The sequence below is a fragment of the Flavihumibacter sp. UBA7668 genome, from assembly GCF_002483205.1.
In the GTDB taxonomy this organism is placed as follows: domain Bacteria; phylum Bacteroidota; class Bacteroidia; order Chitinophagales; family Chitinophagaceae; genus Flavihumibacter.
Genome location: NZ_DLHM01000001.1, coordinates 757,860 through 772,915, shown reverse-complemented (window position 1 = coordinate 772,915; position 15,056 = coordinate 757,860). Strand labels below are relative to the sequence as shown.

At 42.9% G+C, this 15,056-nt stretch carries 16 protein-coding genes; 5 read left to right on the top strand and 11 right to left on the bottom strand.

What is annotated here, in order from left to right; genetic code table 11:
* Positions 1-4: 4 nt before the first annotated feature.
* A complete protein-coding gene (locus B2746_RS03305) occupies positions 5-1,000 on the top strand; it encodes an ROK family protein (RefSeq protein WP_290790970.1) in 996 nt (331 codons plus the stop codon).
* A gap of 514 nt (positions 1,001-1,514) precedes the next feature.
* Here B2746_RS03305 and B2746_RS03300 read toward each other — a convergent pair.
* The 3 genes from B2746_RS03300 to B2746_RS03290 all read right to left on the bottom strand — a co-directional run bounded on the left by B2746_RS03300 (position 1,515) and on the right by B2746_RS03290 (position 4,327).
* On the bottom strand, positions 1,515-2,396 hold the full coding sequence (locus B2746_RS03300; RefSeq protein ID WP_290790969.1) for a phosphodiester glycosidase family protein: 882 nt from the start codon (positions 2,394-2,396) through the stop codon (positions 1,515-1,517).
* Positions 2,397-2,558: 162 nt separating this feature from the next.
* Positions 2,559-3,506 carry a lipoyl synthase gene (gene lipA / locus B2746_RS03295; protein WP_290790967.1) on the bottom strand — a complete coding sequence of 316 codons (948 nt, stop codon included), beginning with the start codon at positions 3,504-3,506 and terminating at the stop codon, positions 2,559-2,561.
* Between the two features lie 17 nt (positions 3,507-3,523).
* Positions 3,524-4,327 carry a hypothetical protein gene (locus B2746_RS03290; protein WP_290790965.1) on the bottom strand — a complete coding sequence of 268 codons (804 nt, stop codon included), beginning with the start codon at positions 4,325-4,327 and terminating at the stop codon, positions 3,524-3,526.
* A gap of 50 nt (positions 4,328-4,377) precedes the next feature.
* Here B2746_RS03290 and B2746_RS03285 point away from each other — a divergent pair, with 50 nt between their 5' ends.
* Positions 4,378-4,782, top strand: coding sequence for an OsmC family protein (locus B2746_RS03285; RefSeq protein WP_290790962.1), 405 nt, complete (start codon positions 4,378-4,380; stop codon positions 4,780-4,782).
* Between the two features lie 6 nt (positions 4,783-4,788).
* On the opposite strand, the gene B2746_RS03280 is transcribed toward B2746_RS03285, so the two are convergent.
* Genes B2746_RS03280 through B2746_RS03265 form a run of 4 tightly spaced genes read right to left on the bottom strand, consistent with a single transcriptional unit; the run spans position 4,789 to position 8,158 of the window.
* The gene (locus B2746_RS03280; protein ID WP_290790960.1) at positions 4,789-6,072 is read right to left on the bottom strand and encodes a DUF2851 family protein; all 1,284 of its coding nucleotides are present in this window, start codon (positions 6,070-6,072) and stop codon (positions 4,789-4,791) included.
* A gap of 41 nt (positions 6,073-6,113) precedes the next feature.
* Positions 6,114-6,680, bottom strand: coding sequence for a Maf family protein (locus tag B2746_RS03275; protein ID WP_290790958.1), 567 nt, complete (start codon positions 6,678-6,680; stop codon positions 6,114-6,116).
* On the bottom strand, positions 6,680-7,612 hold the full coding sequence (locus tag B2746_RS03270) for a geranylgeranylglycerol-phosphate geranylgeranyltransferase (protein ID WP_290790957.1): 933 nt from the start codon (positions 7,610-7,612) through the stop codon (positions 6,680-6,682). The genes B2746_RS03275 and B2746_RS03270 overlap by 1 nt, the downstream gene beginning before the upstream one ends.
* Before the next feature lie 24 nt (positions 7,613-7,636).
* Positions 7,637-8,158, bottom strand: coding sequence for a KdsC family phosphatase (locus tag B2746_RS03265; RefSeq protein ID WP_290790955.1), 522 nt, complete (start codon positions 8,156-8,158; stop codon positions 7,637-7,639).
* 112 nt (positions 8,159-8,270) lie between these two features.
* Between B2746_RS03265 and B2746_RS03260 the strand changes: the two genes are divergently transcribed.
* The gene (locus B2746_RS03260) at positions 8,271-9,287 is read left to right on the top strand and encodes an SRPBCC family protein (RefSeq protein ID WP_290790953.1); all 1,017 of its coding nucleotides are present in this window, start codon (positions 8,271-8,273) and stop codon (positions 9,285-9,287) included.
* A gap of 2 nt (positions 9,288-9,289) precedes the next feature.
* Here the strand turns inward: B2746_RS03260 and B2746_RS03255 are convergent, their stop codons facing one another.
* Positions 9,290-10,081, bottom strand: coding sequence for a Rossmann-like and DUF2520 domain-containing protein (locus B2746_RS03255; protein ID WP_290790951.1), 792 nt, complete (start codon positions 10,079-10,081; stop codon positions 9,290-9,292).
* A 17-nt stretch (positions 10,082-10,098) separates the two neighbouring features.
* Between B2746_RS03255 and B2746_RS03250 the strand changes: the two genes are divergently transcribed.
* Entirely contained in the window at positions 10,099-10,941 is an 843-nt protein-coding gene (locus B2746_RS03250; protein ID WP_290790949.1) for an alpha/beta hydrolase, read from the top strand.
* Here B2746_RS03250 and B2746_RS03245 read toward each other — a convergent pair.
* Entirely contained in the window at positions 10,938-11,597 is a 660-nt protein-coding gene (locus B2746_RS03245; protein WP_290790947.1) for a protein-L-isoaspartate(D-aspartate) O-methyltransferase, read from the bottom strand. The genes B2746_RS03250 and B2746_RS03245 overlap by 4 nt on opposite strands.
* A gap of 45 nt (positions 11,598-11,642) precedes the next feature.
* Positions 11,643-13,367 (bottom strand): phospho-sugar mutase, encoded by a 1,725-nt coding sequence (locus B2746_RS03240; protein ID WP_290790946.1) that lies wholly within the window; start codon positions 13,365-13,367, stop codon positions 11,643-11,645.
* Positions 13,368-13,515: 148 nt separating this feature from the next.
* Here B2746_RS03240 and B2746_RS03235 point away from each other — a divergent pair, with 148 nt between their 5' ends.
* Positions 13,516-14,493, top strand: a complete 978-nt coding sequence (locus B2746_RS03235) for a DUF2279 domain-containing protein (RefSeq protein ID WP_290790944.1) — start codon at positions 13,516-13,518, stop codon at positions 14,491-14,493.
* On the opposite strand, the gene B2746_RS03230 is transcribed toward B2746_RS03235, so the two are convergent.
* Positions 14,494-14,997 carry a phosphoribosyltransferase family protein gene (locus B2746_RS03230; RefSeq protein ID WP_290790943.1) on the bottom strand — a complete coding sequence of 168 codons (504 nt, stop codon included), beginning with the start codon at positions 14,995-14,997 and terminating at the stop codon, positions 14,494-14,496.
* Positions 14,998-15,056: the final 59 nt, after the last annotated feature.

Sequence of the window (15,056 nt, the reverse complement as noted above, 5' to 3'; positions counted from 1 at the left end):
GAATATGAGCATGACAAAAATTCCTTTAGAATATGCCATCGGAGTGGATATAGGTGGTACAAATACAAAATGTGGTATTGTTAATCGCCGCGGGGAAGTTCTTCAGTATGAACAATTGTCTACCCCGGAATATGAAACACCGGATGCATTTGTAGATGCCCTTTGTGTTCGGTTGAACCTGATGATTGATAAAGTAGGTGGAGCTGAGCTGATCAAAGGGATCGGCATTGGTGCACCGAATGGTAATTATTATACCGGTACTATTGAATATGCTCCCAATCTTCGCTGGGTTGGTGTGGTGCCCCTGGCTGATATGGTAAGCCATCGGATGCATCTGGCTACGGCTCTCACCAATGATGCTAATGCTGCAGCTGTTGGGGAAATGCAATATGGTGCTGCCAAAGGGATGCGCGATTTCATCACCATTACCCTGGGTACCGGAGTTGGAAGCGGTATTGTTGCAAATGGTCAACTTATATATGGGCACGATGGCTTTGCAGGAGAATTGGGACATACCATTATTCGTCCGGGTGGCCGTCCGCACTGGTCCACCGAATTGGTAGGATCCCTGGAAGCCTATGCATCTGCTACAGGAGTGGTTTTAACCGCGAAAGAAATGCTGCAAAACCAACCGGAAAAAGCCAGCCTGCTCAGAAAATTCAATCTCGAAGAACTGACCAGCAAACAGATTTTTGATTGTGCTATGCAGGGGGATGAAATTTCTCAGGCAGTATATCGATTTACCGGACAAATACTGGGTGAATCACTGGCCAATTTTGTAATGTTCTCTTCTCCGGAAGCCATTATATTATTCGGCGGACTGATCAAAGCCGGTAACCTGATTTTTGATCCTACCATCGAGCATATGGAAAAAAACCTGCTCCCCATCTTCAAGAACAAAGTAAAAGTTATAAAAAGCGATTTACACGAAGCCGATGCTGCCATTCTTGGTGCAAGTGCACTCGTTTGGGAGATGAAGCAGAGTAATGCGTCACTTTGAAGTTAAAAGTTAAAAATTAGAAGTTAAAAGTAAGAGGGATTCCCGTTCGGCTGATTGCAGCCGAACGGGAATTTTATTAGATACCACTAATCTTACTGCCGGATTTTGGTTCGGTTTTCAATGCTCGCTTCTTTACTTTTAAATCTTTAAAATAGCCGATTGTACCAATGTCTACATACAAACCTATTCCGGAGCCGCGCTTTCATATTTCCCTGGTGCTGATTTTCGAAGCATATCAAACTTTGCATGCGGATAAGAAATATGTTGAACAGTATGATTTCTAAATTGCTGATTAGGCACTCTGCCAACTTTCGCAGTCGGCTTAGAAATTCAGGAGGTATGCCTAAAAAGCGGCTATTTGTGTTGGGGGAAGACGATTGGTAAAATGCGGATATTTCTGCAACACAAACTGCCGTTTTTGTAAAAACAAGGTTTGAATAAATTGGTTACCAGTCCTTTTTCATCTTGCAAAAATAGTCTCCCTTTCACTTCTCACCTTTCACTTTTCACCTCCTCATCTCCCCTCTCTCATTATCATCGCTGCCGGTACCTCCCGCTGTCCTTCTTTATCGGATGGACGAATCGTTTCCTTTCCATTGATCAACATGCAGGAACTTCCACCACCATCCAGATTCAATGCTTCAACGCAACCTAATTCCACCAAAATGGAGGCCGTTTCTTCCAATGTGGCACCTGCAGCAATACCCGGATTGCGACCTTCAATTACCAAAACTATCAGCTTACCTTCTTTTGTGTAACCTATGGCTGTACGGGGGTGAGCATCCTGAATGGCTTTTCCTGCAAATTTCCATTCTTCGTTATTGGTGATGGCAACCAAATTGTTTTGGACCAGCACCGGCCCTCCTCCGATTACAGTTTCTTTTTTCCATTTAACAAGGCGATGTTTTGCAACTGCTGTATGCCGACCATTTAAACGACTTGTATTGCGGGCAGTTTGTAGGGAGAATGTCGGGATTGAATCCATGTACAATTCGAATACAGCATCTGTGACAAATGGTTTTCGTTTATTCCTTGCCGTGAATGTCCAGGCAACATCCATCTCGCCCTTTTTATTTATGCCAAGTGCACTTACAAATGGATGGTAATACAGGCCACTGTCGGCACCTCTCCCTGGAATAGTATGATTATTAAACGCCAGTAGCTTTCCTTTGTTTACTATTATATTCAAATTCAGATTGTCTTTGAATGAAAAGAAACTGGTGTTCACCACCAGCACCGGTTGACGGTTTTTTTCATAAAATCCCGATGGAGTAATGCGTCTGTTTTTGGTGGTATCGTGTTCTATTTGGAGGTTACCAGACCCTGGATCGGCAATTGCATAAAATGCACGAAAGGGCTTATTCTGGTAATTGCCTTCAAATGAAAAAACTTCCATCCCTGTTGGTAATGGACCATACGCTGCAGAACAATTTTTCCAGTTTACTTGTGCAATACTGACCAAGGGGCAAAACAAAAGGCCCAGAAAGGCCTTTTTAGTTAGAAATAAATTCATAATCAATTGAAATAACAATGACCTGGTTTAATGCGTATACTGATTTCAGGATGCTTTATAAATCTCCATCCCTGCTTTTTCTTCCAGCCACTTATTTTTTCCATAACCTGGAATAACATGGCGCTCGGAATGGTAAGAGGAACGCACCAACGGACCACTTTCCACATAATCCAATCCTAAATTATATCCAATCTCCCGGTATTCTGCAAATTCGTCCGGATGTACAAAGCGATCCACCGGCAGGTGCTTTTTGGTAGGCTGTAAATACTGTCCAATGGTTACAACATCTACGCCATTATCACGTAAATCAGTCAGGGTTTGAATCACTTCTTCTTTAGTTTCACCCAATCCCAACATGATTCCGCTTTTCACCCGCATGCCCCCTTCTTTCAGGGTTCTCAGCACTTCCATACTTCTCCAGTATTTGGCCTGGATCCGTACCCGTTTGGTGAGACGTTCCACCGTTTCAATATTATGTGAAACCACTTCGGGAGCGGCATCTATCACCTGTTGAACCTGCTCTTTTATTCCTTTGAAATCAGGTATAAGGGTTTCCAGCGTTGTATTCGGATTTAATTGTTTTACCGCTTTAATCGTATTATGCCAGATAGTTGAACCTCCATCTTTTAGCTCATCCCGGTCAACAGAAGTCAACACGGCATGTTTCACTTTCATCAGGTAAATCGCTTCCGCCACCCGCTGAGGTTCATCCCAATCCACCGGATCAGGCCGGCCGGTAGCTACTGCACAAAAGCCGCAACTCCGGGTACAGGTATTGCCAAGGATCATAAAGGTAGCGGTACCTTCTCCCCAGCACTCACCCATATTCGGGCAATTGCCGCTTTCACATATTGTATGAAGTTTATGTGTATCTACAAGAGAACGAACATGTTTATAGTTTTCTCCGGTGGGAAGTTTAACTCTTAGCCAGTTTGGCTTTTTAACTGCAGACTCAGTTTTCGGAACGGCTGCAACAACGGGTAATTCCTGCATAATGGAACAAAATTACGTTACTTCCGCTTACCGAAGAGCACAGTAACATAGGCGTTAAAAAACAGGTTCTTTTCTTTATTATCCACCATCTGTAAAACAGACTGACTGTAATATTCCAGATTAACACCCGCTTCAATGGCTGAAACCACTTCATTAAAACGACCATAATCAAAGCGGAGTGCCGCTTTCGCATGGGCACCCGGATTGAATTTTACCTCTCCCCAGCCTACTGTAAATCCGGAAGCGCCCAGATAACTATATTGACGAAAATCCTCAATCTCTGTAAAACGTTTACGGCTTCTTTCCTCTGTGGTTCGGTCAACGACATCTACATAATAAGGTTTTTCAATGCCGAAACTTATTCCTCCGGCCCAAATCCCGGTTACAGAAACGCCGTTTTTATTGCTTTTGCCACCAATCAGATGCTGCTGGCCATACCCTCCTTTCAACTGGTAAAAATTGTTGGCTTTGCCAAATACATACTGGTTTACATTACCGGTAAAGAGGTCAATACTTCCTGCATCCTTATCTTCCTTTGGATGTTTTTTTTCATTGAATTCAATCTGAATAAGACGTGTTTTGCGAGGTGTAATAAATTTTCCACGCTCATACCAGATCCCCCAACCATCGCTGTTCAGCCTTAAGCCAAACACATTATGTTTATCAAAGATGAGTTGTCCCTCCTCCTCCATCTTCAACAGGGCATTGATTCTTTCCTTTTTCTCAGCTTTCTTATCCTTCTTAGGGGATGTGGGATTGGATTGGGCCCATACCATGGTTGTCATCACAATTCCTATCGGCAATAACAAGATTTTTTTCACAGTCATTTTTTTAGGTACCTGCTAGCGTAAATTTATGCAAAAATAACAGCATGACAGCATCCGTTGTTTACGAAGGACAATTACGTTGCAAGGCGACCCATGTACAGAGTGGCTCTACTATTGAAACCGATGCACCTACGGATAACCGTGGAAAAGGAGAACGCTTTTCACCCACCGATATGGTATGTGTAGCCCTTGGAACCTGCGCCATTACTACAATGGGCATTAAGGCGCAGGATATGGATATTGAACTGGCCGGAACCACCATCGATATACAAAAACATATGGTTAGTGACCCCCGCAGGATCGGAAAAATAGACGTAATTCTTCGCTTTCCGAAAACGTTAAACCTTAGTGAAAAAGATCAAACCATTCTGGAAAGGATCGGAAATAATTGCCCGGTGTTCAAAAGCTTATCACCCGATGTTCAAATGAACCTGGTTTACGAATGGTAATTTATCTCAATCCGGCGGTCCATTGCCGTCGGATTGATTTAAAATAAATCGGCCAATTGAACAATCCAGGCAACGTTTTGCCTGGCAATAATATTTCTTCAATTCTATCAGGGCCTGACTTTCCAACGCATTGCCACAAGGTACCCCTGCGCGTTGCCATTGTTTAATCAGGGCATTTTTTTCAGCCCCGATTTCTCCCAGCCAATTCACCGCTTTTTGCTGAAATCCAGGTTGTTTCTGATACATCCCAACCGCATAGATATACGGTATGATCACATTAATAAGCAGTTGTTGTATCAATTCCTCTCCCATATGCTTCGGATAATAGGGTGCTGCTTCATCCAAAGTAAAATGATAGTGCCAGAAATCATTGGCTGTTATATCCAGGGATTTAGCCAGCAATTTCGGATGCGCTGCATCCAGCCAATTTCTGCTGAACATTCCCTGCCGGTGTATTAACATGGCCAACTGTGCCAGCCTGATTTCAGGAAAAGCCGCCGGCCGCATTCTTAACTTCTGAACCCGGCCGTGTACAAAGGGTAATTGATATTTGTGTTGAAGAAATTCAAATTCACGTTGCAATAACTGCACATAGGGGTCTGAGTTGGAATCATTCAATAAGTTGGCCTGACCCAGTAACATTGCTTCTAATTGAATAACCTGATCTTTATGCCTTGATAATATTCGGGTAGGCAGACTTTGCGCTACCTGTTCAAAAAAACTTCCATTAATTACTCCTCCCATATAACGCGCCATCCACCACCAACTTGCATCATTCCAGTTTTTGTTACTTTTTTTATATAAAAGCAGCAGCTCATTTGCTTTACGGTGTAATCTCTCCAAAATTAATTCCTGTTTCCATGCCTGCCAGTATGGAGCGGAGATTTCTGGCAACCATTCCTGGCAAACCATTTGTCCTTCGTTCTGCATCAATTGCTCGTATCGATCCAATAAAAATGTTGAAACCCGATGCTGCAAAACCAGTGTGGGTAAACTGGCGGACAATTTTTTGTCATCATTCTCCCAAACAACATGTAGAATTACATTATTGTAGGAGGGGTCAGTCTGATGGCGGTGCTGGTACCATTGGGAACTTTTAACATGTATTTCCACATGTCCCGCCCACAAGGTCCCATGCAGTAAAATCCTTGCATTCAAAAAATCAGGTCCCTGGTCATGATTCCAGGTTCCCGGATCCCGAATGGTCAATTTTTCACCGGTTTCTACCTTTAATTCATTCAGCTGAAAAAATTTTTCCTGCCAGATAAATTGTAAAAGCCGCTCTTTCATTTTTTATGAAAAATAAGCGGAGTTCAGGCACAGGTCAAGGGTTAAAACACCTGATTTTGCAATGTTTGAATCACCCTGCTCACCGGCAGACCCATTACATTGTAAAAGTCGCCACGGATAGAATGAATGCCAACCACGCCGATCCATTCCTGTATGGCATAGGCCCCGGCTTTATCATAGGGCTTGTACTGATCCACATAGTATTCTATCTGCTCCAGGGTGAGTGTATGAAATTCCACCTGAGTGATATCAGCAAAGGACCATTCCGTAGTCCCTTTTCGAATAACCACCCCCGTTATTACCTGATGTGTTTGTCCGGATAACTGAGATAAAATCGCGATGGCATCTTCTCTGTCCCGCGGCTTACCAATTATTGAAGTTCCCAATACAACGATTGTATCAGCTGCCAATACCACTCTTTTTTCTTTCAGTTCATGTTGAATAACCAGGGCCTTTTCTCTTGCGATAAAAACAGGAACTTCTTCAATCGCTAAATCAGAAGGAAAGATTTCTGCTGTTTCCTTTACCAAAATTTCAAAAGGAATTTCTGCCCATTCCAATAATTGTTTTCTTCGGGGCGATTGGGACGCCAGTATGATTTTTTCCATTACAAATACCACTTGAAAAATAATAAAGTTAGTATGCCCGCCAGCATGATGGCTTTAATCAAACTGCTTAATTGGTGAAATTCGGCAGTCTGCCGGGCTTTTTTTAAATCCCCCAAAAATTTAAGCAGTGGAATTAAAACGGCAGCCACAGTATAAATGACACCTAACCACCATCCTTTAAATAATCCAATCACCTGAATGATTAACAGACAGGCCAATAATACGCTTGTCCAGATACCAATAAACAATTTGCTGGCTGGTAAGCCCCAGACAATCGGCATGGTTTTGCAACCATAACGGGCGTCTCCTTCTCTATCCTCAATATCCTTTACCACTTCCCGAATAAGAGAAATTATAAATGCAAATCCGCTGTATAAGATCGCGTATTTGAATACATTTTTAAAACTCGCAATATAGTTGGGATCATCAAATAAACTGATCCGCATTTCAGCAAAATAAATGACCAGTACTACCCAGGCAGTTAAGAGTGATATCAATATGTTGCCGACCAATAACTGTTTTTTAAACGTGGTAGAATAAAGCCATAAAAGCAGCACACAAACGAAATTGGCAAAGCCAATGATTGGATTCCGCAATTCCCAAGAGATATAAAACGCCAGCACAATGCCAATACTCGATAAGAGGAAATGCCAGAAAATAGCCCAGCGCCGGCTGATAAAACGTTGAACAACGATGGAATCAGGTTTATTTACCTGATCAATATTCAAATCAAAATAATCATTGATGATATAGCCGGCAGCTGCAATCAAAACAGAAGAACTGACCAGCAGGGCAAATATGGGGAGTACCAGTTTCAAATGAACACCAATCGTCGGCACCAGAATACAGATATAAAACAATACCTGGGTAACAACGATGAAGACCAGATTAGGCCATCTGATCAATCGTAGAAATGCAGCTATTGTTTTCAAAAAAAATAATTAAATGATAATAAATTATTTACTAGAAACGGTGGTGTCTATCTGCCAATCGCCTCTTAGTTTCATGATTTTTTCCAGAATATCCCTGACACATCCTTCTCCCCCCTTCACTGGACTGATATAAGCTGCCAGTTGTTTGATTTCCGCCGCTGCATCTGCTGGTGCACAGGCTAATCCAGCGAGTTGCATTACAGCAAAATCAGGTATATCATCCCCCATAAACAAAATCTCTTCCCAATCCAGCGCATGTTGTTGCCGATAATTCTCCAAGACCGCCGTTTTATTCTCTGCTCTAATAAATACATCCCGGATTCCCAGTTTCTGCAGGCGTTCCCGCACAGCTTCTGATTGGCCGCCTGAAATTATTACAATCCGATAGCCTTTCTTTACCGCCAGCTGCATGGCATACCCGTCTTTGATATTCATTCGACGGGCCATTTGTCCGTCTTCCAGCAGTAACAGGGTGCCATCTGTTAATACGCCGTCTACATCCAGAGCGATAGTGGTAATTTTTTTAAATTGATCTAGAAGACTCATGATAGGTTTCTGTTGAGATTAGTTGATGGATTATCCGGATCGCGGGCAAAACTACCGAAAGCGATGAATACAAACGGGATTTTAACTACTTTAATAGTCCTAAAGCAAGTATATGAAAAAAGGAATGCGCATTTTGGTATGGATTGCCGGTATTGTTGCACTCTTTCTCCTGATTGGAGCTTTTTTACCTGGTTCTGCCACCATTTCCAGATCTGCTTCTATTCAGGCGCCGGTTCCTGCCGTTTACAATGTGATTACTGATTTAACTACCTACGATGCCTGGATGACCTGGAATCAGGTTGATACCGCTATGAAAAAAGAATACGGTCCCCTAACGAAAGGCAAAGGGGCCTGGTATACCTGGTCTAGTGAAAATTGGAAAGTGGGTGAAGGGAAATTGGAAATTACAGATGTCCAGCCTAATAAGTCCGTTACCACTGCCTTGCTTTTTGGCGGTGCTGATGAGCCAACCCATGCCAACTGGGAGTTGAAAGATACTGCCAATGCAACTCAAATTACCTGGACATTAAACGCTGATCTTGGCCATAACCCGATCAGCAGGTGGTTTGGTTTGTTTTTCGATAACATGATGGGGCCCGATTTTGAAAAGGGATTAGCACAACTGAAACAAAAAATCGAATCCGGTGAACTAAAAATTCCGGAGCCTAAAATGACTCTGGAGGAAATCAATACCCCGGCTTTTCAGGCACTAAGTATTCTGGATACAGCTGCAGTGATGGCTGATATAGGGCCGGTTTTACAAAAAGCATATGGTGAAATCGGTCAACTGATTGGAACAGCTCAACTGAAAGTATCCGGCACCCCGCTCGCCTGGTATTTTACCAGTGGCGAACCATTTGTGCTGGAAGCTGCTATCCCGGTTGATAAAGCCCCTGCATCTACTACCGGAAGAATTAAATGGAAATCCATACCTCAGGGTAAAGCAGTGGTGGTTCACTATTATGGCCCCTATGAAGAATCTTATCTGGCTTATGCCCGAATTCAGGAATGGCTTAAGGCTACTAATAATAAAGCAGCAGGTGCACCATATGATATTTATGTAGATGATCCCACTACCAAAAAATCAATGTACGAAGTTAGAACTGATATCGTTCAGCCCATTGAATAAAACTATTCTGACAGCTGTGATTTGAATGAAATGATTTCTTCAGTCAACTGCTGATACAAATCTTTCCAGTCCGGATGAGGGTTCATGATATCAAGGTGTTTCCGGATAGTGTTTTGATCTTCCCGCATAGCCGGACCGGTTTGCCACAGAAAAGGATTGCCGGTTGATGCACCCGCTTCCGGTTCCAGCCGAATAAAGGTCTCCTTTATCAATGGTAGAAGTAACTCAAAAGAGAGTTTATTTTCCTTACATAATTGAAATGCAATACTGTACATCAGGTTGGGGAAATTATTTACCCAAACTGCGTTGACATGCATGCGCAAACGTTGGTGATCATTTACAACCTGGCAGGAAGCTCCAAGTGAATGAACCAATTCCTGCAATACTAACAGATCCTCCTCCAGACTGGCCTGTATCAGGAATGGAATCACTCCGCTAACCGGTATAGTTCCTCTTAAACTTTGAAGAGGATACAATATGCCTGTTCGATTGGTAATGCCCATTAATGCTGTCTGAGGAACCGTGCCCGCAGTGTGAACCACCAGTTTATCCTCCATTCTCCATTTTAGCATTAATTCAGGGATGGCTTTGTCTGCCAGAGCAACGATATAGAGATCGGCATCCGGATTGATTTCAGCATGTTGGGTAGTATGACCTGCATTCAGCTCCTTTGCCAGCTCGCGGGCAGATTCTGCCGTCCGGTTCATTACCTGCAGGATAGTATGCCCCTTTTGAACCAGCATTTTCCCAAGAGATTGGGCAACATTACCTGATCCGATCAAAACAATTTTCATGTCGTATTTTTGATCCCATGAAATTAGCACAAAAGCTGGCCCTGAATTACCTGCGCGCCAAATTGAATTTTACTGCGGTTTTTTCCAAACGGAAAGCTGCCGAAATGGCTTTTGAAATTTTTGCTACCCCTTTTCGGCGATCAAAGAAAAAAGAAGCCCCCATTTTCGAGAAAGCAGATCGTCTTTTTGTACAGGTCGAGGGAAAACGGGTAGCGGTTTACCGGTGGAATAAAGGCGGTATCCGGAAAGCCATGATTCTGCATGGTTTTGAATCTTCATCCATCAATTTCGATCGCTATATTGGACCCCTTATTAAAAAAGGGTATGAGGTAATTGCTGCAGATGCGCCAGCGCATGGTGCCTCAGAAGGAACCCAGATCACACTTCCCTTATATGTGAAAACCATTTCTGCCGTGTATACTGAATTGGGCCCGATTCATAGTTTTATGGCCCATTCTTTTGGCGGCATTGCGATCATACATTTTTTAGAGCAGGTGCCGCATGATGAGCAGGTTCGGGTGGCGCTGATTGCACCTGCCACTGAAACCACCACCGCCATAAAAACGCTGTTTAAAATGCTGCAGATGGATGAAAAAGTGCAGGAATCGTTTGAAGAAATCATTATCGAAAGAGGCGGAGTGCCATCTGCACATTATTCTATTTCCAGAGCACTCCAGCATATTCTTGCACAAATCTTATGGATTCATGACGAAGACGATGATGTTACGCCCTTAAAGGATGTTAAACCTATAATGAAAAAATCGCCCGCCAATATTGAATTCATGATCACCAAAGAATTGGGGCATCGCAAAATTTACAGAGAAAATAAAGTGGTTAAAAAAGTGGTAGAATTTCTTTAAAGTCCCTCTCTTCCTCCCAGCATGGGAACAAAGGAGAACTTATCAAAGATTTCTTCCGAATAGCCGCCGTCTGCCAGCTTGGTCAGTCGAAGCATGCGCTGTACAGCTCCTTCCCCTAATGGAATGACCATCTTGCCGCCGGTTTTAAGCTGGGCAATCAGTTTTTCCGGAATAAATGGGGCGGCTGCAGTAATAATCACTTTGTCGAAGGGTGCATAGGTTGGCAAGCCTTCAAAACCATCTCCATAGAAAAATTTAATATTCGGATATTTTTTAAGATAGCTGAATTGTTTGTTGTGATCAAACAGTGCTTTTTGTCGTTCAATTGTATAAACCTGGGCTCCCATTTCTGCCAGCACACAGGCCTGATAAGCACTTCCTGTTCCAATTTCAAGTACTTTATCAAATGGTCGGATCTCCAGCAACTGGCTTTGATAGGCAACTGTATAGGGCTGTGAGATGGTTTGTCCTACTGCAATGGGAAAAGCTTTATCCTCATAGGCTTTTTCGTCAAAAGCCGAATCCAGAAAATAATGACGGGGTAATTGAAGAATGGCATCCAGTACATGTTCGTCTGTAATGCCTTTCTCCTTTAAAAGATCTACTAGTTTCTTGCGCAGTCCCTTATGCCGGTACGTATCTTCGAATCGTCTCATAAACATCCGCAAGATATAGAAAATGCAGGTATGCCGTAGCTTTCCTTACAATTTCATATCGCTGATAATGCCTTTGATCCGGCTATCCAGTTCTGCTTCTTTTTCGCCAAATGAAGCAGCATCCGGTAAACTGGTAAACACACTGAAATAGAATTTTATTTTAGGTTCGGTACCACTGGGTCTTGCAGAAATTTTACTGCCATCAGCCAGTATAAATTGTAAAACATTGCTTTTCGGTAACGCTATTGTCCATTCTTCACCAGTTTGCAGATTCTTGCCTTTTTGCAATTCATAATCCAATAGCTGCACCACTGCTGATCCATTGATTGATTTAGGCGGATTACTGCGATACCCTTCCATCATGGCAGCGATCTGTTGTTGTCCGTCCATGCCTTTTTTCGTAATGGAAATCAGGTGTTCTTTGTAATAACCATATTGAACATAAAGTTCAATTAGTTTCTGGTACAGGCTCTTACCCTTATCTTTTTCATATGCTGCCATTTCACAGAGAAGAGCAACCGCACTTACAGCATCCTTATCGCGAAGTTGTGGTCCGATCATCAAACCATAACTTTCTTCGCCACCAATTACATAATTTTCTTTCCCTTCTTTTTCTTTGATCAATTCGGCAATCCATTTAAATCCGGTTAAAACATTATAACAGGAAATAGCATTCTGCCGGGCGATTTCATCAATCAATTCAGTGGTAACAATGGTTTTAACCACCATATCATTCGACTGTGCCAGACCTTTTGCTTTTCTTGCTTCAATCATATAATTAAAGGCAAGTACAGCTGTTTGATTACCATTCATCAACACCCAGTTGCCATCACTGTCTTTAACACCAATACCTACACGATCTGCATCCGGATCTGTTCCCAATAAAATATCGGCATTAATTTCTTTTGCTTTTTTCAACCCCAGTGCCATAGCATCCGCTTCTTCGGGATTCGGATAATTAACTGTTGGAAAATTACCATTTGGTACACTTTGCTCTTCAACAATAGTTACATTGGTAAATCCGAAATCAGCCAGTACATCCGGAACCAGCGTAATGCCTGTACCATGGATGGGGGTGAATACGATTTTTAAATCCTTTTGGCGGGCAATTACATCCGGGTACACACTCAGCCCTTTAACCATCTTTCTGTAAGCAGCATCCATATCTGCACCAATGAGGGTGATATTCTCCTCTCCTCCTGAAAATTTCACTTCATCAACCGAAGCAATTTTTTCCACTTCCTTGATTACATTCCCATCATGCGGCGGCACCAGTTGTCCGCCATCATTCCAATAGGCTTTATATCCATTATATTCTTTTGGATTATGAGAGGCGGTACATACCACCCCACCCTGGCATCCAAGTGTCCGGATACTGAAGCTCAGTTCAGGAGTAGGACGCAGTGCTTCAAAAAGAAATACTTTAATACCGTTTGCGGCAAAAACATGGGCGGTTGTTTCTGCAAAAAAGCGGCTGTTATTCCGGCTATCGTGTGCAATAGCTACTTTGATTTCCGTATTGGGGAAAGAGGCTTTCAGGTAATTGGCAAATCCCTGGGTAGCCATCCCTACGGTATATTTATTCATCCGGTTGGATCCAACACCCATGATTCCACGCAATCCGCCTGTTCCAAATTCCAGGCTCCGGTAAAACGAATCAGCCAGTTCGGTTGGATTATTCTCTACTAATTGTTGTATACTGGCTTTGGTTTCGGCATCATAATTACCGTTCAGCCACTGGTCTACTTTTGCTTGTATTGCTGCATCCATATGGTTCGCTTTTTTATCGGGGTTGAAGATATAGAATCTGAATGGAATCTGTTTAGCTGGTTAAAACGTATTTTTAGGTCTTAAATAATATGTTTCGTTGCACAAGACTAAGTTTTATATCCGTATAATTTTTTTTCTGATCTGCCTTATGGAAGGCACAGGTGAAATTAAAGCACAAACAACGAATGATACTGCCTTTACTCAACACACAGATTCAATAATACCTGATTTATCAATCCAGGCAGCAGCTCCGTTAGCTGGTTCAATGGGTTGTTATTTAATTCCGCCTCCCTCCCGCAAATGGTGGGTGGCAGGCGGACATGCAGCTGTATGGACCGGCACCTATATCGCCCTCAACAAAGCCTGGTACGATGGCTATGAGCGGCAGGGATTTCATCTGTTTAACGATGGAAAAGAGTGGAACCAGATGGATAAAGCCGGCCATATCTGGACTACCTACCAGCTCGGCCGCTTGTCTGGTGAACTTTGGAAATGGGCGGGATTAAAACATAACACAGCCGTTTGGCTGGGTGGTGCCAGTGCCATGGCCTTCCAGAGCATAATTGAATTGCAGGATGCCTACTCTGCTAAATGGGGCTTTAGCTGGTGGGATATTGCCGCCAACACCACAGGAGCTGCCGCCTATGTTTCACAGGAACTGGGATGGAAAGAACAACGGATTCAGATAAAAATGGGTTATTTCCCCTACCGCTATCCGAATGAGCTCAGAGCCCGTCAAAAAGAATTATTTGGAGCCGGATGGTCAGAACAGATACTTAAGGACTACAATGGCCAAACCTATTGGGTAAGTGCTAATATGGATCGGTTTTTTCCAAAAGCCGGTTTGCCGAAATGGCTGAATATTTCACTCGGCTATTCCAGCGATCTGATGCTGGGTGGCATGGGAAACAGCTGGACAAACGAAGATGGAATATCCGTCAACCGGAATGATATTAAGCGGGTTCGACGCTATTATTTATCGGCCGACGTCGACCTAACTCGGATCCCTACGCGAAAAAAATGGGTTAAAACAATCTTCACCGCTCTAAATGCCATTAAAATTCCTGCTCCGGCTTTGGAATATAATAACGATGGAAGTTTTAAATGGCACTGGCTGCACCAATAATCATTCAAGATAGGCACCGGTTACCTGCTCTCCTTCTACTGTTACATAGATATGATCCTGCATGGTGGTAGCCAGACTTATTCCTACATAATCCGCCTTCACCGGATAGGCTTTATGGGTACGTTCTACCAGGGTAAGAATCTGAATTTTTTCGGGATGATGTGCCAGAAACGGTTGTAAAGCATATAAAATCGTTTTGCCGCTATTGGTAACATCGTCCACCAGCACAATCGTGCGATTCGAAAAATTGAGTTCCTGACTCAAAGAAATAGTGGTTGGATGCCGTTTGTCTAATCCTATTTCAATGATTTCCGATTTCAGTCCGGCTATTTCATGGATCAGTCGCGAAAGCAATCTAGCCATAACCACCCCGTTATCTTTAATCCCGGCAAGAATGATGGGCTCCTTTGTTCCGATTAACGCTTCAGCCATTTCATAAGCCATTCGTTCCAGTTTTTTGGAAGCTGCCGGTGCATCTAGTATATATTTTCTATTTGTAGACATACTTGAAATTCAGGGCGAAAAATTACAACAAATCATTGAGCCGGGAAGAAATCACTTAA